This is a genomic window from Stenotrophomonas sp. 82F1, assembly GCF_056861525.1.
This window is the reverse complement of record NZ_JBSPUD010000004.1, coordinates 208,401-226,695: the sequence shown is the minus strand read 5'-3', so window position 1 is coordinate 226,695 and position 18,295 is coordinate 208,401. Positions and strand designations below refer to the sequence as shown.

Genomic DNA, 18,295 nt, shown 5'->3' with positions numbered 1-18,295 from the left:
TTCCTCCGCTTTTCCACCTGATCGAGCAACAAGGACGCACCGATGACTACTGCTGTGGATGCCGCTGATTCTTCCAGCCACGAAGACGTGGAACGTACCGAAATCCTGATCATCGGCGCCGGCCCGGCCGGTTCGGTGGCTGCGGCGATGCTGCGCCAGCAGGGGCGCAAGGTGCTGATGCTGGAACGCCAGCAGTTCCCGCGCTTCTCCATCGGCGAGAGCCTGCTGCCGCAGAGCATGGAATACATCGAAGCGGCGGGTCTGCTGCAGGACGTGGTCGAGGCGGGCTTCCAGTACAAGAACGGCGCGGCCTTCGTGCACGGGGACGCGCGCACCGCGTTCGACTTCAGGAAGAAGTTCTCGCCGGGTTGGGGCACCACCTACCAGGTGCAGCGCGCCGACTTCGACAACGTGCTGGCGCGCGGCGCCGAGCGCATGGGCGCGACCCTGCGCTTCGGCGACGAAGTGCTGGCGGTCGAGCCGGGCGAACAGCCGGTGGTGAACGTGCGCCGCCCGGATGGCAGCGAGTACCGCATCGAAGCCGATTTCATCCTCGACGCCTCCGGCTTCGCACGCCTGCTGCCGCGCCTGCTCGACCTGGAATCGCCGTCCAACTTCCCGGTGCGTGGCGCCATCTTCTGCCACGTGCGTGACAACATCCCGGCCGAAGCGGATTTCGACCGCAACAAGATCCTGATCACCACCCATCCCGAGCATATCGACGTCTGGTACTGGACGATCCCGTTCTCCAACGGTTGCTGCTCGCTGGGCGTGGTGGCCGAGCCGTCATTCTTCGAACGCTACGAAGGCGACGACCTGCAGAAGCTGCAGGCCATCGTCGGCGAGGACCCGAACCTGACCTCGCTGCTGGCCAACGCGGAGTGGGCGGTGCTGCCGGTGCGCCGCATCACCGGCTATTCGGCGAATGTCAGTTCGCTGTGGGGCCCGGGTTATGCGCTGCTGGGCAACGCCGGCGAGTTCCTCGATCCGGTGTTCTCCTCCGGCGTCACCATCGCGTTCAAATCCGCGCAGCTGGCCAGCGAATGCCTGAAGCGCCGCTACGCGGGTGAAACGGTCGACTGGGAACGCGACTTCTCGATTCCGCTGCGTGCCGGCGTGAAAACCTTCCGCCGCTTCGTCGAAAGCTGGTACCAGGGCGGTTTCCAGAAGATCATCTACCACCCCAACCAGCAGCCGCAGGTGCGCGACATGATCAGCTCCATCCTGGCCGGCTACGCCTGGGACACCAACAATCCGTATGTGGCCGATGACAGTGGCCGCCGCATGCGTGTGCTGGAGGAATTGTGCAGCGCCTGATTGCCCGCCTTTCTGCGGTCCTGCTGTGCCTGCTGCTGGCCGCCTGTGCCAGCCGCATGCCGCGGCCGCTGGTCGAACTGCCGCCGCTGCGGTTGGCACCATCCAGCCTGCCGGCGCCGTTGGCCCTGCAGCAGCAGCTGCACTTCCGCTTCGGCAGCCATGAGCGTGACCTGGACGCGCTGCTGGAAGCCGACGCGCAGCAGGTGCAGCTGGCCGTGCAGGCGATGGGCCAGACCGGCGTGCGCCTGCAGTGGGACGGCCAGCAGCTGACCCAGCAGCGTGCACCCTGGCTGCCGCCACAGGTGCGTGCCGAGCGCGTGCTGGACGATCTGCAGTTCGCGCTGTGGCCCACCGCCGCGATTGCCGCCGCGCTGCCGGCCGGCTGGCGGGTGAGCGATGACGGCCGCCAGCGCAGCCTGTCGCGCGACGGCACCGTGTGGCTGCAGCTGCAGCGCCTGGCCGATGGCAGCGTGCAACTGGACAACCGCGCCGAGGGCTACACGCTGCGCATCGAATCGATCGACATGGCCGGCCAGCCATGAAGAGCGCGCCCATTTTCCTCAACGACCTCGGCGTGGTCTGCGCACTGGGCGAGGGTCGCGCCGCGGTCGCCGCTGCGCTGTTCGCTGATGCGCCAAGCGGGCTGAGCGACAACGCCAGCCTGCTGCCAGGTCGCACCTTGGCGCTGGGCGAGGTGCACAGTCCGCTGCCGACGCTGGAAGCACTGCCGGTGTCCCTGCGGGGACGCAACAATGCGCTGCTGGACGTGGCCCTGGCGCAGATCGCGCCGGCCGTTGCCGATGCCATCAGCCGTTACGGTGCGGAACGCGTGGCCGTGGTGCTGGGTACCAGCACCTCGGGCATTGGCGAATCCGAACAGGCGCTGCGTACCCGCGCCGAGCACGGCCGTTGGCCCGACGGGTTCGACTACGCACAGCAGGAAATGGGCACCGCCGCGCAGTTCGTGCGAACCCGCAGTGGTGCGCTGGGCCCCGCCTGGACGCTGTCGACGGCCTGTTCGTCCAGCGCCAAGGCGTTGATGTCGGCCGCGCGCATGCTGCGTTCGGGCGTCGTCGATGCGGTCATCGCCGGTGGTGCCGATTCCCTGTGCCGGTTCACCGTGGCTGGATTCAGCGCGCTCGAATCGGTCTCCGCCGTGCGCTGCAATCCGTTCTCGCAGCATCGCTGCGGGATCAACATCGGCGAGGGCGCCGCGCTGTTCCTGCTGACCCGCGAACCGGGTGCGGTCAGCCTGGCCGGTTGGGGTGAGTCGGCCGACGCGCACCATATGTCCGCACCGGACCCGCAGGGCCTGGGCGCCATCGATGCCCTGCAGCAGGCGTTGCAGCGTGCCGGCTGGGCGGCTTCGGAAGTCGATTACGTGAATCTGCATGGCACTGCGACCGGCCACAACGACGCGATGGAAAGCCTGGCGGTGGCGCAGGTGCTGGGCACCGATGTGCCCGCCAGTTCGACCAAACCACTGACCGGCCACACGCTGGGTGCGTCCGGTGCGATCGAAGCGGCGCTGTGCTGGATCCTGCTGGCCGAGAATCCGCAGCAGCAGCTGCCGCCGCACTGGTGGGACGGCGTGGCCGATCCGGCGCTGCCGGCGTTGCCGCTGGTCGCCCCGGCGACCTTCCTGCAGCAGCTGCCGCGGCGTGTGCTGAGCAATTCGTTCGCCTTCGGCGGCAGCAATGCCGTGCTGGCACTGGAGCGCCGATGAACCTGCCGCTGTATGCAATCGAAGAGGTGGTGCCGCACCGCCAGGACATGTGCCTGCTGGACCGCATCCTGCGCTGGGACCAGGACAGCATCGAGGCGGAACTGGTGGTGCCCGAGGCCGGCCTGTTCATCGAAGACGGAGCGGTCCCGGCCTGGGTCGGCATCGAATACATGGCCCAGGCCATCGCCGCCTGGGCCGGCTGCCGTGCGCGCACGGCCGGCAACCCGCCGCAGCTGGGCTTCCTGCTCGGCAGCCGGCGCTATGCCAGCACGCGCAGCAGCTTCCCCAGCGGCACCCGCCTGCAGGTACAGGCGCGTTGCGAACTGTTGGGCGACAATGGATTAGGGATGTTCGCCTGCCGCATCCTGGCAGGCGAGGAAGAATGGGCGGTTGCCAACGTGTCGGTGTTCGAACCGGCCGACTCGATGGCCTATCTGGAGAGTGGACAGGCATGACAGGAAATCGAAGCGTGCTGGTGACCGGCGCGAGCCGGGGCATCGGCCGGGCCATTGCGCTGCGTATCGCGCGCGATGGCTTCGACGTGGTGGTGCATTGCCGCAGCCGTGTGGAAGAAGCACAGGCAGTGGCCGACGAGATCCAGGCACTGGGCCAGCAGGCCCGCGTGCTGGCCTTCGACGTGGCCGACCGTGCCGCCGCGCGCGCCGCGCTGGAAGCGGACGTGGAGGCACATGGCGCCTATTACGGCGTGGTGTGCAATGCCGGCATCGCCCGTGACGGCGCCTTCCCGGCGCTGTCCGAGGACGACTGGGACCAGGTGATCCACACCAACCTGGACGGCTTCTACAACGTGCTGCATCCGCTGATCATGCCGATGGTGCGGCGGCGCAAGCCGGGCCGCATCGTCACCCTGTCCTCGGTGTCCGGCGTGGCCGGCAACCGGGGCCAGGTCAATTACAGTGCAGCCAAGGCCGGCATCATCGGTGCCAGCAAGGCATTGGCGCTGGAGCTGGCCAGCCGCCAGATCACCGTCAACTGCGTTGCCCCGGGCCTGATCGAGACCGACATGCTCAACGAAGAAGTGGTCGAACACGCATTGAAGCTGATTCCGGCCGGCCGCGTCGGCCGTCCCGAGGAAGTGGCGGCCACGGTCGCGTTCCTGCTGTCCGAGCCGGCCGGCTACATCACCCGCCAGGTGATCTCGGTCAACGGGGGGATGATCTGATGGCCGCCGATCGTCGCGTGGTGGTCACCGGTGCCGCCGCCATCAGTCCGCTCGGCCACGACTGGCCGACCATCCAGGCCCATCTGCGCAGCTGCCGCAACGCGGTGCGTTCGATGCCGGAATGGGATGTGTATGCGGGCCTGAACACCAAGCTGGCCGCACCGGCGCAGGACTATGAGCTGCCGCCGAACTACAACCGCAAGACCACCCGCTCGATGGGCAAGGTCGCGATCATGTCGGTGCGCGCCACCGAGGTCGCCCTGCGTGAGGCAGGCCTGTTCGAGCACCCGGTGCTGCGCAGCGGCCGTACCGGCGTGGCCTACGGCTCATCGTCGGGCAGCCACGAGGCCACCGGCGAATTCGGTCGCATGCTGCATGAGTTCACCACCGACGGCATCAGCGCCACCACCTACCTGAAGATGATGAGCCACACCGCGCCGGTCAACATCGGTGTGTTCTTCGGCTTGTCCGGGCGTGTCTACACCACCTCCAGCGCCTGTACGTCGGGCAGCCAGGGCGTGGGCGCCGGCTACGAAGCGATCCGCAGCGGCAAGCAGACGGTGATGGTGGCCGGTGGCGCCGAGCAGCTCGACGCCACCGCCGCGGCAGTGTTCGACACCCTGTTCGCCACCAGCACGCGCAACGACGCGCCGCACACCACTCCGCGCCCGTTCGATGCCGGCCGCGACGGCCTGGTGCTGGGCGAGGGCGCCTGCACGCTGATCCTGGAAGATCTGGAGCACGCGCAGGCACGCGGCGCGACCATCCTGGCCGAGATCGTGGGCTACGGCACCAACAGCGACGGCCAGCACGTCACCCAGCCCAGCGCCGACACCATGGCCCAGGCCATGCGCCTGGCATTGGAAGACGCGGGCCTGCAACCGGCACAGGTCGATTACGTGAACGCCCACGGCACCGCCACCGACCACGGCGACATCGCCGAGACCCAGGCCACCGCCCAGGTGTTCGGCAGCCGCGTGCCGATCAGCTCGTTGAAGAGCTATGTCGGCCACATGCTGGGCGGTTGCGGTGCGTTCGAAGCCTGGATGAGCATCGAGATGATGCGCGCCGGCTGGTTCGCACCGACCCTGAACCTGGTCGAGGTGGACCCGCGTTGCGGCCAGCTCGACTTCATCACCGGGCAAGGCCGCGAGCTGCAGGCCGAGTACGTGATGAGCAACAACTTCGCCTTCGGCGGCATCAACACCTCGCTGGTGTTCCGCCGCTGGAGCGCGTGATCCCGCCGTACCCGCACCTCAACAAGGAGACGTTCCGATGCGCCGCACCCTGATGATCGCCACTGCCACCGCGCTGCTGGCCCTGACTTCCACCGCTTCGGCGCGCGATACCCGCGTCGAACAGTCCCTGCGCGAGCTGATCAGTTCGCAGGCCGCCAAAGATGCCGGCATCGACGGCAGCGTTCGCTTCTACCTGGCCGGCCAGCCGGTCAGCGTGCAGCAGCGCCTGGGCGAAGACGTGACCAACAAGAAGACCAACGCCGCCAACAAGAGCGACGTCGAGGCCTGCAACTGGGTGGCCCTGTCGGCGCTGCTGGCCCTGCAGGACGGTGCCAAGTCGCGCGGCGCCAACGCCGTGGTCGACATCGTCAGCTACTACAAGAAGAACGAGTTCAAGAGCGCGACCAACTACGAGTGCTGGGCCGGCACCTTCGTCGCCGGCGTGGCCCTGAAGGGCACCTACGCCAAGGTCAAGTAAGCGCGGCCGACCGGTGGCGCTGGCTGAACAGCATCGCCACATTGCTGAACCTCACCGGGGAAACGCCGTCGATCACGCCGCCATCGTCGCGTGACGGCTTTCCCCGGTGTCGGCTTTCCGACACAATCACGGCTCTTCCCGGGTTATCGTCCCGTGGACATGCACGCCTACGTCTATAAAAGCCAACTCAAGCCGGACACTTACGTCTATCTCGCCCGACGCGATGACTTCAGCGCTTTGCCTGCGCCGCTGTCGGCGTCGTTGGGTTCGCTCGTCTTCGTGCTGGAAGTGACCCTGGACGCGCAGCGCCGGCTGGCCCAGGCCGACCCGGCCAAGGTGCGCAGCGAACTGACCGAGCGCGGGTTCTACCTGCAGGTGCCGCCGTCGGTGAGCAGCATGATGCTGCGCCACTATGACTGAGCTTTCCCGATCCCGCGCCCTGTCGCTGGCCTTCACCGTCGGTGCCTTGCTGGCGCTGGGATCGGCGCTGGGTGGCCTGCCCGGCGCGGTGCTGGCGGCACTGGCCCAACCGGCGTTCGCGCTGGGGATTTCGTGGTGGCGGCGCAGCCGTGCGCTGCTGCCGCCGAAGGTGATCGCCCGCCAGGACCTGCCGGCCCTGCTGGCGCTGTGGACCGCCGCGCCGTTGCTGCTGGCCCTGCTGTTGGCCTGGCCGCTGGCCGCGCTGCGCGACAGCGGCAGCCTGGCCGCGGTGCTGGGCCTGAGCGTGCTGGTCAGCGCCGGCCTGCTGGCGGCATGGCGCACCTGGCCGCTGTGGAACGATGTCGAGCGTCTCGATGGTGGCCTGGCCCAGCATTGGCAGGCGCTGGCGGGTCGTGACCTCAGCGCCTGGCGTGGTCTTGGCGTGGCGGCCCTGGTGATGGCCCTGGCGGCACTGGTGGTACTGCCGACCTGGCCGGACCTGCTGCCGGAAAGCGCGCGTTGGCCGTCGGCCCTGGCGGTGCTGCTGCTGTCGCCGCTGCTGCACCTGCTGCTGCAGCGCATTGCGCAGGCGCCGCTGGTGTCGCTGCGCAGCCCGCTTGGTGCGGAACTGCCGGTCGATCGCGAAACGCTGTTCAGCGCGGTGGTGGACACCACGCCGCTGGAAGCCCTGGCGCCGCAGGAGCTGACCCCGGCCCTGTACGAAGCCGCACGCCACGGCCGTATCGACCGTGCGCTGCAGCTGCTGCAGGCCGGCGCCGATCCATACTCCCTGCCTGACCCGAACTGGCGCGACCAGCGCAGCCTGGCAGTGCTCGCCGCCGTCCTGCCGGACCTGCGCCTGCTGCGTGAGCTGATCGGCCGCGGCGTCGATGTGAACGCGCCGCATCGCGGCATGACCCCGCTGCTGGCCGCCACCCGCGACAGCTGGCATGGGCGTCCGGAAGCGGTGATGACCCTGCTGGCCAACGGTGCCGATTCGCGCGCCACCGACAGCGAGGGCAACACGCCTCTGCATCACGCCGCGCGCAGTTCCGACCCGGGCGTGGCCGCGCTGTTGCGTGACGCGGCCGCTGAAGTCGACGCACTGAACCGTGATGGCTGGTCGCCGTTGGCGGTAGCCTGCCAGGTCGGCAACTGGCGTCTGGCGCGCTTCCTGCTGGAGCGCGGCGCGCGCAGCGAACCGGCCGACGGCACCCCGGTGCTGCTGGCCGCGGCCGCCACCGAGGACGATGATCCGGCCGGCGTGCAGCTGCTGCTCAAGCACAAGGCACGTGCCGACGCGCGTGACCGCCAGCGCCGCAGCGCGCTGCATGAAGCGGCACTGGCCGGCCACGTGGACATCATCGGCGTGCTGCTTGCCGCCGGTGCCAACCTGGAAGCGCGCGATGCGCTCGGCCGTACCCCGTGGCTGGAAGCGGCCCGTGCCGGTCGCGCGGCCGTGGTCGAGCACCTGCTGCCGCACAAGCCCGACCTGGTTGCAGTCGACACCGATGGCCGCAACGCGGTGCTGCTGGCAACGATGGCCGAGGACGTTTCGCCGCTGTTGATCAAGCGCCTGCTGGAACTGGGCATCGCCGCCGACGGCAGCGATCCGGCCGGTCGACGCGCGGTGGACTACGCCGCCGAAGCCGGTCGCTGGGCGATCGTCGCCCTGCTGGATCCGTCCTATCCGTTGCCTGCCGCCGTCAGCGATGGCCTGGCCGAGCGCGGTGAGGCGGCCAGTGCCAGCGGCCTGCTGCCTGATCGTCCGCCGTTGACCCTGCTGCGCGAGGCGCTGGGGTTCGGCAATACCGATGGCATGGCCGCACTGGCCAGGCTGTGCCAGCCGGAAGAACTGGGTGGCCTGCTGCTCGACCCGGAGCTGGCGCTGGAGCCGCGTGCGGTCGACTGGCTGCTCGCCCACGGTGCCGATCCGTACGTGCGTGACGCCTGTGCCGATACACCGATGTTCGCGCTGCTGTCGCGTGGCATCGATGCCGTGCCGGCCCTGCAGGTGATGCTGCAGCATGGCCTGTCGCCGGCTGGCCGTGGTGGCCTGGCGCGTTTCCTGGCCGCCTGTGCGCAGCACGACCAGGCGGCGCGTGGCCTGGAACAGCTGGCGCTGGAACTGCTGGAACGCGGCGCCGATCCGTTTGCTGCCTCGCCGGCCGGTGATCCGCCGTTGTCACTGGCCGTGCGCCTGGGCTGGCTGCGCCTGCAGCAGGCCCTGCTCACCACCGGCGTGGACCGTGAAGCACGCGACAGCCATGGCATGACCGCGCTGCATCTGGCCACCGCACTGGCGCGCGAAAGTGCCCTGAAGCTGCTGGTGCAGCACGGCGCCTCGCCCGAAGCGCGTGCTGCAGATGGGCAGACGCCGCTGGGCGTGGCGCTGTCGATCGGTCGTCGCGATCTGGCCGACTGGCTGGACTGGCGGGTCTGGCCGCTGCCGCGCAGGACCCTGCGCGAAGGCGATCTGCCGGCCGCCGCGATGGCCGGTGATGTCGATGCCGTGCGTCGTTTGAATGATCTGGGCTTTGCCGTCGACGCCGTCGATGCGCAGGGCTGCACCGCGCTGCTGCGTGCTGCCGGCGGTGGCCATCTGGCCGTGGTCGACCTGCTGCTGGCGCGCGGCGCCGATCCGCAGCATGCCGCTGCCAGTGGTGCGACGCCGTTGTCGGCGGCGGTCAGCATGCGCCAGGTCGAGATCGTCTCGGCCCTGCTTGATGCTGGTGCGCAGCTCGAACACCGCCTGCCAGGCGGCGTCACCGTGCTGATGCTGGCCTCGGCGCTGGGCCTGCCGGACATCGTGGCGCGCCTGCTCACCGCCGGTGCCAACGTGCATGCCGGCGATGCCCAGCAGCTGGCACCGCTGCACTGCGCCGCCCTGTATGGCTTCAGTGCGCGCGACCGTTCGCGCCTGCTGGCGCTGCTCGACACCCTGCTGCTGGCCGGTGCAGAACCGGACCAGGCCGCCGCCGGTGCGGTCACGCCGCTGCTGCTGCTGATGGGCGCGCGCGCCGAACCGGGCACCGCCTGCGACGAGCAGGTGGTGATGGCCGCGGTCGAGCGCCTGCTGGATGAAGACGTGAGCCTGGACGTGCGCGACCCGCGTGGCTTCGGCCCGTTGCACCTGGCCGCCCTGCACGGGTTGCCGCTGCTGGTGCAGCGCCTGCTGCGCGCCGGTGCCGATCCGGAAGCGCGCGATGGCTTGAACCGCAGCCCGCGCGAGATCGCGGTGATGCGCGGCTTCATCGACGTCGCCGCCGAGTTCGAGCCGCGCGTGCCGGGCGTATCGTCGATGGCCAGGTTCCTGCGCGACAACGGCTGACCGACCGGGGTCGGATCCCTTTCCAACGGAAAGGGCTCTGACCCCGCCACGCAGTAGATCCACGCCATGCGTGGATGATCGCCGCGCACGGAAACAACAACATCCACGCATGGCGTGGATCTACTTGTCGTCGCTTTCCGCGTCCGCTTCGAACAGGTGCATCAGGTCGTTGCGCGCATCGCGCGAAGTCTGGATCACCGCCGCCTCGTCGTCGTAGACCAGGTACTGGTCGCGCAGCAGCTTCTCGTCGTGTTCGCGGAACTGCTGCACATGGCGCTCGGCCACGTTCGGGGCCACGCCCAGCGCGGTCAGCACGCGCCCGCTCATTTCCAGGCTGGTACCGAATACTTCGCGGAACGGTTCGGCCGACATGTCCATCAACCGCCACGCATGCTGGCGGTTGCGTGCGCGTGCCAGCACCGTCGCATCCGGGTACAGGCGGCGCACCATGCGCACCGCGCGCAGGTTGGTTTCCGGGTCGTCCACGGTGATCACGAACACGTCGATGTGCTCGCCACCGGCGGCGCGCAGCATCTCCGGCCGGGTCGGGTCGCCGTAGTACAGCTGGTTGCCGAAGCGGCGCAGGTCGGCCACGGTGTCCGGGTTCGCTTCCAGCGCCACGAACGGCACCTTCTGCGCGGTCAGCAGGCGCGCGATCACCTGGCCGAAGCGGCCCATGCCGGCAATCAGCACCTTCGGGCGATTGTCCGGCGCCACCTTGTCGGCCTCCGCCGCTTGCCGTGGCGCGGCTTTCTCCTCGCCGAGCAGGCGCAGCAGGGCGATCATCAGCAACGGGGTGATCGCCATCGACAGGCCGACAATCGCCACCAGCCGGTCATGGTTGGCATTGCCCAGCAGATGCGCACGCTGCGCTTCGTTGAACACCACGAAGGCGAATTCGCCGCCCAGCCACAACACGCTGCCCAGCAGCAGCGACTGCCGCGAACTGAGCTTGGCGATGCGGCCGATGGCGTACAGCAGGCTGAACTTCACCACCAGCAGGATCGCCACACCCGCGGCGATCATCCACGGCTCGGCGGCGATGCGGTCGAGGTCGATGCCCATGCCCACGGCGATGAAGAACAGGCCCAGCAGCAAGCCCTTGAACGGCTCGATCTGCGATTCCAGTTCGTGCCGGAATTCCGAATCGGACAGCAGCACGCCGGCCAGGAACGCTCCCAGGCTGGGGCTCAGGCCGGCTTCCTGCATGAACCAGGCGGTGCCCAGCACCACCAGCAGCGCAGTAGCGGTGAACACTTCCGGGCTGCGGGTGCGCGCGATGATGCCGAACAGGCGGCGCAGCACCGGCCGTCCACACAGGATCACCACCGCCAGCGCGCCCAGCGCGACGGCCGCATCTTCCCAGCGCAGCGTCTCGTTCTTGACCCCGCCCAGCAGCGGAATCGCGGCCAGCAGCGGAATGGCGATCAGGTCCTGGAACAGCAGGATGGCAAACCCCAGCCGGCCGTGGTCGCTGTTGATCGCCTTGTGCTCGGACAACAGCTGCAGGCCGACCGCGGTCGACGACAGCGCCAGTGCCACGCCCACCACCAGCGCGCTCTTCCACTGGAAGTGATCGAGCAGCAGCAGCCCGCCCAGCACCAGCCCGGACAGCGCCACCTGCGCTGCGCCCGCACCGAACACCGAGCGCCGCATCACCTTCAGCCGGGCAGGGGACAGCTCCAGCCCGATCACGAACAGCAGCATCACCACGCCGATCTCGGCCGCGCCGAGGATGCGGTCGGCATCCTGCACGAAGCCGAGGCCATCCGGCCCCAGCACCACGCCGGCCGCCAGGTAGCCCAGCACCGCGCCGAAGCCGAACTTCTTGAACACCGGCACCGCGATCACCGCGGCCAGCAGCAGCACCAGTGCCAGTTCCAGACCACCGCTATGCATGGGAATACCTGGTCATCGGAAGGCCGGCTGTGCGTCCGTTCGGCGGGGGGGAAGCGCGGCGGAGGCCACCTGGCCATTATGCGCGCGCGGCTGTGTACGCACGAGAACGGCAGTGGGCCCCTCGCCCGGTCACCGGCTGCGGGTTGACCTGCACCGGTCGCCGGTCCAGACTGCCCGCCGCTGCCGGCATGTCCGTCAGTACACCCCTCCAGAGTCCCCAACCCATGTCCAGCGACAGTAGAAGTCGACCTCGGTCGACGCCAGCGATGGCCACCGCCTGACATCGGGACGGTTTGCCTGCGTTGGCGTTGCGCGATGTCGCACCCCATGAAGGCGAATCACCATGAACCAGAAGCAATTGCTGCGTCCGGTGGCCGATGCCGCAGCATTGTCGGCACCGCTGGCGAACTACAACACCGCCGACGCGGTGGAATTCCTCAACACGCTCGAACTGCAGCGCGCCGCCGAGACGCTGGCTGCGCTGTCGTTGCCGCGTGCAGTGAAGATGCTGGAGGCGCCGGAGCTGCACCGCAGTGGCGAACTGGTTGCCGCGCTGCCGCCGGCACGCGCCGCCGCGCTGCTGGGGTTGATGGCCGACGACCGTGCCACCGACATCGTCCACGAGCTGGATGAAGAAGAACGCGCGCGGCTGATTCCGCTGCTGGGCAACGAAGCCCGGCAGACCATCCAGAAGCTGCTGAGCTACCCGCCGAACACCGCCGGTGCGCTGATGACCACCGAGTTCGTCGCCGTGCCCGCCACCTGGACCGTGGCCCAGACCCTGCAGCACATCCGCCAGGTCGAGCGCACGCGCGAGACCGTGTACGCGATCTACGTCCTCGACCCGGCCACCCAACAGCTGCAGCAGGTGGTGACCATGCGCCGGCTGATCACCGGCCTGCCGGAGGAATCGATCCTGGACGTGGCCCAGGTCAATCCGCCGGTGATGGTGGATGCGCAGATGGACCAGGAAGACGTGGCACGGCTGATCCGCCGCCACGATCTGCTGGCGATCCCGGTGGTGGACGCGCAGCAGCACATGCTTGGCATCGTCACGGTCGATGACATCCTCGATGCACTGATCGAAGAGTCCACCGAAGACGCGCACAAGTTCGGCGGCATGGAAGCGCTGGACAAGCCGTACATGCAGATCGGCTTTTTCGAGATGCTGCGCAAGCGCGCCGGCTGGCTGAGCGTGCTGTTCGTGGGCGAGATGCTGACCGCCAGCGCGATGCAGCACTACGAGGACGAACTGGCGCGCGCGGTGGTGCTGACCCTGTTCATTCCGTTGATCATGAGCTCGGGTGGCAACTCCGGTTCGCAGGCGACCTCGCTGCTGATCCGCAGCCTGGCCCTGCGCGAGCTGCGCCTGCGCGACTGGTGGAAGGTGGCCCTGCGCGAAGTGCCCACCGGCATGGTGCTCGGCGCCATCCTCGGCTGCCTGGCCATCGTACGCATCGTGATCTGGCAGCTTGGTGGCTTCCATGACTACGGCGAGCACTGGATTCTGCTGGCGATCACCATCGGCGCCGCGCTGGTGGGCATCGTCACCTTCGGTTCGCTGTCCGGGTCGATGCTGCCGTTCATCCTCAAGCGGCTGGGCTTCGACCCGGCCAGCGCCTCGGCCCCGTTCGTCGCCACCCTGGTGGATGTGACCGGCCTGGTGATCTACTTCAGCATCGCCGCGATGATCCTGCACGGCACCCTGCTGTAACGGGGGCGTCATCCACGCATGGCGTGGATCTACTGGTCCTGGCCGGCGTAGTAGATCCACGCCATGCGTGGATGCGATGCCAGGTTCCTGCGCACGATCATGCCGCCGCAGCGCCGGTCCGTGTAACGTAGGCGCATGAGTACCTACCACCTGCAGTCCGTGTTCCGTCCGCAGTCGGTCGCGGTGATCGGCGGCAGCCCGCGTGAGCGCTCGGCCGGCCGCGCAGTGATGCGCAACCTGCGTGGCACCGGCTTCCCCGGCAAGGTGGCATGGATCAACCCGCGCCACGCCGAGATCGATGGTATCCGCACGGTCAAACGCTTGAAGGACCTCGACTGGGTACCAGAGCTGGTGGTGATCACCGCGCCGGCCGCCATCGTGCCGCAGGTGGTACGCACTGCCGCCGAACGTGGCGTGCAGGCCGCGATCATCCTCACCGCGCATCTGGGTGAAGGCCCGGGTTCGCCGTGGGCACGGGTGGAGGCGGCCGCGCGCGCGCATGGCCTGCGCATCCTCGGCCCGCACTGCCTGGGCGTGATCGCACCGCATGCACGGCTCAATGCCAGCATTGCCGCGCATTTCCCGCAGGCCGGTGACCTCGCGCTGATCTCCGAATCCTCGGCGATCGCCGCGGCCCTGGTGGAGTGGGGCGTGGCGCGCTCGGTGGGATTCTCTGCCGTGGTTTCGCTGGGCGACACCATGGACGTGGACTTCGGCGACCTGCTGGACTATTTCGCTACCGACTACCGCACGCGCGCCATCCTGCTCTACGTCGAGCAGATCAAGGACGCCCGCAAGTTCATGTCGGCCGCCCGTGCCGCTGCGCGTGCCAAGCCGGTGGTGGTGGTGAAGTCCGGCCGCGCCGAACGGGTGCAGCCGGGCAGCGCCGATACCCACGTGCAGGCCCTGGCGCGTGCCGATGATGTCTACGGCGCGGCATTCAACCGTGCCGGCCTGCTGCGGGTGAGCGCGCTGGACGAACTGTTCACCGCGGCCGAATCGCTGGGCCGCCTCGGTACCTTCCCCGGTCGTCGCCTGGCCATCCTCAGCAACGGCGGCGGTGTCGGCCACCTGGCGGTGGACCAGCTGATTGCCCTGCATGGCACGCTGGCGCAGCTGTCCGACAGCACCGTGCAGAAGCTCGATGCGGTACTGCCGCAGGGCTGGTCGCGCAGCAACCCGGTCGACATCGTGGTCGATGCCGATGGTGATCGCTATGCCACGGCCATCGAGGCGCTGCTGGCCGACAACGAGAACGACGCGGTGCTGGTGGTCAACGTGCCCACGGCGTTCACCTCCTCGGCCGATGCCGCGCAGGCGCTGACCCGCACGCTCGGCCTGCGCCCGCGCCATCACCGCGACAAGCCGGTATTCGCGGTGTGGCTGGGCAACGACGACCAGGCCACCGCCACCCTCAATGCAGCGCGCGTGCCGACCTATCCCACCGAAGCCGAGGCCGTGCGCGGTTTCCAGCATCTGGTGCGTTACCGCGAAGCACAGAACGCGTTGATGGAAACGCCGCCCAGCCTGCCGCAGGACTTCAGCGTGGATACCGTGCGTGCACGTGCGCTGGTCGAGGCCGCGCTGGCCAACGGTCAAGGCTGGCTGGATCCACTGGCCACCCATGAACTGCTGAAGGCCTACGGCATCCCCTCTGCGCCGGTGATGCACGCACGCGATGCGCACGAGGCGATGGACCTGGCGCAACCGCTGCTGGAGCGTGGCGCGACCGTCGCGCTGAAGATCCTGTCGCCCGATATTCCGCACAAATCCGAAGTGGATGGCGTGCGCCTGAACCTGGCGACGCTGCCGGCGGTGCAGAGCGCTGCGAAGGCGATCCTTGCCCGTGCGCGGCAGCTGCGGCCGGATGCGCGCATTGACGGCCTGCTGGTGCAACCGACCATCGTCCGCCCGAAGGCACGCGAGCTCATCGTCGGCATCGCCGACGACGCCACGTTCGGCCCGGTGATCGTGGTCGGTCGTGGAGGCACGGCGGTGGAAGTGATCAACGACAAGGCACTGGCACTGCCACCGCTGGACCTGCGTCTGGCCCACGAGCTGATCGGCCAGACCCGCGCCTCGCGCATCCTCAAGGCCTACGGCGATGTGCCAGCGGCCGACGAGCGCGCACTGGCGCTGGCGCTGGTCAAGCTGGCGCAGCTGGCAGCGGATATTCCCGAAGTACGCACGCTGGACATCAACCCGTTGCTGGTCGACAGCAAGGGCATCCTGGCGCTGGACGCGCGCGTGGCGGTCGCGCCGTCGCGCATCCTGCACAAAGGGCGTGGCCATCCGCGCTTCGCCGTGTTCCCGTATCCGAAGGAATGGGAGCGCACCATCGAACTGTCCGATGGCGGTCGCGCCTTCGTACGCCCGGTGCGGCCTGAAGATGATGCGTTGTTCCGCGCGTTCTTCGCGCGCGTCAGTGACGAGGATCTACGCCTGCGCTTCTTCCAGTCCGTCAAGCACTTCAGCCACGAGTTCATTGCCCGCCTGACCCAGCTGGACTACGCGCGCTCGATCGCATTGGTGGCCATTGAGCCGCGCACCGGTGAAATGCTCGGTGCGGTGCGACTGCATGCCGATGCGGACTATCACCGCGGCGAGTACGGCATCCTGATCCGCTCGGACCTGAAGGGCCATGGCATCGGCTGGCGCCTGATGGCGATCATGATCGAGTACGCCAAGTGGCTGGGCCTGGACGTGGTGGAAGGCCAGGTGCTGCGCGAGAACAGCACCATGCTGGCGATGTGCCAGAGCCTGGGCTTCAAGACCAAACTGGACCCGGACGACCCGACGGTGATGATGGTGACGTTGCCGGTGCAGCAGGTGGAAGTCGCTGCGCCTCTGCTGTAGAGCCGAGCCCACGCTCGGCTGCACTTGATGCCATGCCCGGCGGAACGCCGGATTCAGCGCAGCGGCTCGACCACCACCGCCGTGCCATAGCACAGCACTTCGGTCAGGCCGGTCATCACATCGGTGGCGTCGTAGCGCATGCCGATGATCGCGTTGGCACCCAGCTGCCGCGCGTGCTTGACCATGTCTCGGTAGGTTTCCTCGCGCGCCTGCTCGCACAGCTCGGTGTAGATGGTGATGTTGCCGCCGAAGATCGTCTGCAGGCCGCCGACGAAGTTGCCGACGATCGAGCGCGAGCGCACGGTGATGCCACGCACTACGCCCAGGTTGCGTGCGATGCGGTAGCCGGGCAGCTCGAAGGCGGTGGTGACCATCGAATCATCGAAGCGCGCTGCGGAGGTGGTGGGTGTGCCACTGTTGTAGGGATCGGCCATGGCTGTGTGGTCGTGTTGTGGGTTTGAAGGCGCCACAATACCCCCATGACCGACCGCATTCCCCTGCTGCTGCTCCCGGGCCTGCTCAACGATGCCGAACTCTGGCGCGCGCAGCTGGCCGACCTGGCCGATATCGCCGACTGCACCGTGGGCGACCAGACCCGGGGCGAGACGCTGCAGGCGGTGGCCGAGGACGTGCTGGCGCAGGCGCCCGCGCGTTTCGCGCTGGCCGGCTTCTCACTGGGTGGCTTCGTCGCCCAGCAGATCCTGCGCACGGCGCCTGAGCGCGTGCTGCAGCTGGCCCTGATCGACACCTCGATCCATGCCGACTCCCCGGAACGTGCCGAACAACGCCGCAGCCAGCGCGCCAGCGTGCGCCTGCCGGGGAAATTCCATGGCTTTGGCGATGTGCTGATGCGCAGCTACATCGATGCCTCGCGGCTGGACGACTACGTGCTGGTGCAGCGCGTGCGTGACATGACCGCACGCCTGGGCGCGGAGGTATTCCTGCGGCAGAGCGCGCTGGAACGCAGTGATGGCCACGACGTGCTGGCCGCTTACCGTGATCCGCTGCTGATTGTCTGTGGTGCGAACGACCGCATCACGCCGTTGGCGGTGAGCGAAGAGATGCACGCGCTGGTGCCGCATTCGCAGCTGGTGGTGGTGCCTGATTGCGGGCACCTGGCGCCGATGGAAAAGCCGGAAGAGGTGAGTGCGGCGATGCGCGCGTGGCTGTTGCAGGGCGAGGGCTGAACCCACGCTTCTGGTAGGTGCCGACCTTGATCGGCACGTTGTTTCATCAATTGAACAGAGGCAAGCGCCGACCAAGGTCGGCACCTACCGGTAGCGCCGGGCCATGCCCGGCGGCTTTTGCTCAATCCCAGGCCGGCGCAATGCCTTCCGGGTTGGCCAGGCGATGGCCGCGGTCCAGCTTGGCGATCTGCGCCATGTCGTCCTCGGTCAGGCGGATCGCTGCCGCTTCCAGGTTGCTGGCCAGGTTCTCGCGCTTGGTCGACGACGGAATGACCGCGTAATCCTGCTGCAGCGCCCACGCCAGCGCGATCTGCGCCGGGCTGGCCTGGTGGCGGCCGGCGATGGCCTGGATCACCGGGTCCTTGATCACCTCGCCATAGGCCAGGCTCATGTACGCGGTGACGCGGATGCCGTTGTCCTGCAGGAACTTCACCAGCAGGCGGTTCTGCAGGTACGGATGAATCTCGACCTGGTTGGTGGCGATCGCATCGGCACCGAGGATCTCAATCGCCTTGCGGGTCTGGGCGATGGTGAAGTTGGAGATGCCGATCTCGCGGGTCAGTCCCTGTGCCTTGGCTTCAGCCAGCGCGGTCAGGTACTCCTCCATCGGCGTGTCGACCTTGTCGTTCGGCGACGGCCAGTGGATCAACGCCAGGTCGACATGGTCGGTGCGCAGCTTTTCCAGGCTGGTGCGCAGGCTCGCCAGCAGTGCGTCGCGCTTGAACTCGGTGATCCACACCTTGGTGGTCAGGTAGATCTCGTCACGCGGCACGCCGGACTCGGCGATGGCCTGGCCGACCTCGGCTTCGTTGCCGTAGATCTGCGCGGTGTCGATGGCGCGGTAGCCGACGTCCAGTGCGTTGCGCACCGAGTCGATCACGGTCTGGTCTTTCAGGCGGAAGGTGCCGAGACCGAAAGCGGGGACAGTCATGGGGAACTCCAAAGC

Annotated in this window: 15 protein-coding genes; 12 read left to right on the top strand and 3 right to left on the bottom strand. The window is 68.3% G+C overall.

Annotated features, from left to right (window positions below; all coding sequences use genetic code 11):
- The first annotated feature begins 42 nt into the window (after positions 1 to 42).
- The 9 genes from AC13GI_RS07230 (at position 43) to AC13GI_RS07190 (ending at position 9,693) form a co-directional block, all read left to right on the top strand.
- Complete coding sequence (locus AC13GI_RS07230; RefSeq protein WP_380653787.1) at positions 43 to 1,317, top strand: NAD(P)/FAD-dependent oxidoreductase; 1,275 nt, start codon at positions 43 to 45, stop codon at positions 1,315 to 1,317.
- Entirely contained in the window at positions 1,305 to 1,859 is a 555-nt protein-coding gene (locus AC13GI_RS07225; protein WP_482995924.1) for a DUF3261 domain-containing protein, read from the top strand. The genes AC13GI_RS07230 and AC13GI_RS07225 overlap by 13 nt, the downstream gene beginning before the upstream one ends.
- Complete coding sequence (locus AC13GI_RS07220; RefSeq protein ID WP_482995923.1) at positions 1,856 to 3,043, top strand: beta-ketoacyl-[acyl-carrier-protein] synthase family protein; 1,188 nt, start codon at positions 1,856 to 1,858, stop codon at positions 3,041 to 3,043. Before AC13GI_RS07225 ends, AC13GI_RS07220 begins: the two co-directional genes overlap by 4 nt.
- On the top strand, positions 3,040 to 3,498 hold the full coding sequence (locus AC13GI_RS07215; RefSeq protein ID WP_482995922.1) for a hotdog family protein: 459 nt from the start codon (positions 3,040 to 3,042) through the stop codon (positions 3,496 to 3,498). Before AC13GI_RS07220 ends, AC13GI_RS07215 begins: the two co-directional genes overlap by 4 nt.
- The gene (locus AC13GI_RS07210; RefSeq protein WP_099819873.1) at positions 3,495 to 4,226 is read left to right on the top strand and encodes a 3-ketoacyl-ACP reductase FabG2; all 732 of its coding nucleotides are present in this window, start codon (positions 3,495 to 3,497) and stop codon (positions 4,224 to 4,226) included. The genes AC13GI_RS07215 and AC13GI_RS07210 overlap by 4 nt, the downstream gene beginning before the upstream one ends.
- Complete coding sequence (locus tag AC13GI_RS07205; RefSeq protein WP_482995921.1) at positions 4,226 to 5,464, top strand: beta-ketoacyl-ACP synthase; 1,239 nt, start codon at positions 4,226 to 4,228, stop codon at positions 5,462 to 5,464. The genes AC13GI_RS07210 and AC13GI_RS07205 overlap by 1 nt, the downstream gene beginning before the upstream one ends.
- Before the next feature lie 37 nt (positions 5,465 to 5,501).
- The gene (locus tag AC13GI_RS07200; RefSeq protein ID WP_380653771.1) at positions 5,502 to 5,942 is read left to right on the top strand and encodes an excinuclease ATPase subunit; all 441 of its coding nucleotides are present in this window, start codon (positions 5,502 to 5,504) and stop codon (positions 5,940 to 5,942) included.
- Between the two features lie 159 nt (positions 5,943 to 6,101).
- Positions 6,102 to 6,362, top strand: a complete 261-nt coding sequence (locus AC13GI_RS07195) for a YcgL domain-containing protein (protein ID WP_176022324.1) — start codon at positions 6,102 to 6,104, stop codon at positions 6,360 to 6,362.
- Positions 6,355 to 9,693 (top strand): ankyrin repeat domain-containing protein, encoded by a 3,339-nt coding sequence (locus tag AC13GI_RS07190; RefSeq protein ID WP_482995920.1) that lies wholly within the window; start codon positions 6,355 to 6,357, stop codon positions 9,691 to 9,693. Before AC13GI_RS07195 ends, AC13GI_RS07190 begins: the two co-directional genes overlap by 8 nt.
- Positions 9,694 to 9,813: 120 nt before the next feature.
- Here AC13GI_RS07190 and AC13GI_RS07185 read toward each other — a convergent pair whose 3' ends face one another.
- Positions 9,814 to 11,592 (bottom strand): monovalent cation:proton antiporter-2 (CPA2) family protein, encoded by a 1,779-nt coding sequence (locus AC13GI_RS07185; RefSeq protein ID WP_099819870.1) that lies wholly within the window; start codon positions 11,590 to 11,592, stop codon positions 9,814 to 9,816.
- A gap of 343 nt (positions 11,593 to 11,935) precedes the next feature.
- Between AC13GI_RS07185 and mgtE the strand changes: the two genes are divergently transcribed.
- On the top strand, positions 11,936 to 13,306 hold the full coding sequence (mgtE, locus tag AC13GI_RS07180; protein WP_099819869.1) for a magnesium transporter: 1,371 nt from the start codon (positions 11,936 to 11,938) through the stop codon (positions 13,304 to 13,306).
- Positions 13,307 to 13,441: 135 nt separating this feature from the next.
- Complete coding sequence (locus tag AC13GI_RS07175) at positions 13,442 to 16,162, top strand: bifunctional acetate--CoA ligase family protein/GNAT family N-acetyltransferase (RefSeq protein ID WP_482995919.1); 2,721 nt, start codon at positions 13,442 to 13,444, stop codon at positions 16,160 to 16,162.
- Between the two features lie 53 nt (positions 16,163 to 16,215).
- Here the strand turns inward: AC13GI_RS07175 and AC13GI_RS07170 are convergent, their stop codons facing one another.
- Positions 16,216 to 16,596 carry a YbjQ family protein gene (locus AC13GI_RS07170; RefSeq protein ID WP_482995918.1) on the bottom strand — a complete coding sequence of 127 codons (381 nt, stop codon included), beginning with the start codon at positions 16,594 to 16,596 and terminating at the stop codon, positions 16,216 to 16,218.
- A gap of 45 nt (positions 16,597 to 16,641) precedes the next feature.
- Here AC13GI_RS07170 and AC13GI_RS07165 point away from each other — a divergent pair, with 45 nt between their 5' ends.
- Positions 16,642 to 17,349, top strand: coding sequence for an alpha/beta fold hydrolase (locus AC13GI_RS07165; RefSeq protein ID WP_482995917.1), 708 nt, complete (start codon positions 16,642 to 16,644; stop codon positions 17,347 to 17,349).
- Between the two features lie 121 nt (positions 17,350 to 17,470).
- On the opposite strand, the gene dkgB is transcribed toward AC13GI_RS07165, so the two are convergent.
- Entirely contained in the window at positions 17,471 to 18,280 is an 810-nt protein-coding gene (dkgB, locus tag AC13GI_RS07160; RefSeq protein WP_099819865.1) for a 2,5-didehydrogluconate reductase DkgB, read from the bottom strand.
- Positions 18,281 to 18,295: the final 15 nt, after the last annotated feature.

Coding starts and splice junctions, on each gene's coding strand:
- AC13GI_RS07230 (WP_380653787.1), top strand. CDS start 43: ATGACTACTGCTGTGGATGCCGCTGATTCTTCCAGCCACGAAGACGTG.
- AC13GI_RS07220 (WP_482995923.1), top strand. CDS start 1,856: ATGAAGAGCGCGCCCATTTTCCTCAACGACCTCGGCGTGGTCTGCGCA.
- AC13GI_RS07215 (WP_482995922.1), top strand. CDS start 3,040: ATGAACCTGCCGCTGTATGCAATCGAAGAGGTGGTGCCGCACCGCCAG.
- AC13GI_RS07210 (WP_099819873.1), top strand. CDS start 3,495: ATGACAGGAAATCGAAGCGTGCTGGTGACCGGCGCGAGCCGGGGCATC.
- AC13GI_RS07205 (WP_482995921.1), top strand. CDS start 4,226: ATGGCCGCCGATCGTCGCGTGGTGGTCACCGGTGCCGCCGCCATCAGT.
- AC13GI_RS07200 (WP_380653771.1), top strand. CDS start 5,502: ATGCGCCGCACCCTGATGATCGCCACTGCCACCGCGCTGCTGGCCCTG.
- AC13GI_RS07195 (WP_176022324.1), top strand. CDS start 6,102: ATGCACGCCTACGTCTATAAAAGCCAACTCAAGCCGGACACTTACGTC.
- AC13GI_RS07190 (WP_482995920.1), top strand. CDS start 6,355: ATGACTGAGCTTTCCCGATCCCGCGCCCTGTCGCTGGCCTTCACCGTC.
- AC13GI_RS07185 (WP_099819870.1), bottom strand. CDS start 11,592: ATGCATAGCGGTGGTCTGGAACTGGCACTGGTGCTGCTGCTGGCCGCG.
- mgtE (WP_099819869.1), top strand. CDS start 11,936: ATGAACCAGAAGCAATTGCTGCGTCCGGTGGCCGATGCCGCAGCATTG.
- AC13GI_RS07175 (WP_482995919.1), top strand. CDS start 13,442: ATGAGTACCTACCACCTGCAGTCCGTGTTCCGTCCGCAGTCGGTCGCG.
- AC13GI_RS07170 (WP_482995918.1), bottom strand. CDS start 16,596: ATGGCCGATCCCTACAACAGTGGCACACCCACCACCTCCGCAGCGCGC.
- AC13GI_RS07165 (WP_482995917.1), top strand. CDS start 16,642: ATGACCGACCGCATTCCCCTGCTGCTGCTCCCGGGCCTGCTCAACGAT.
- dkgB (WP_099819865.1), bottom strand. CDS start 18,280: ATGACTGTCCCCGCTTTCGGTCTCGGCACCTTCCGCCTGAAAGACCAG.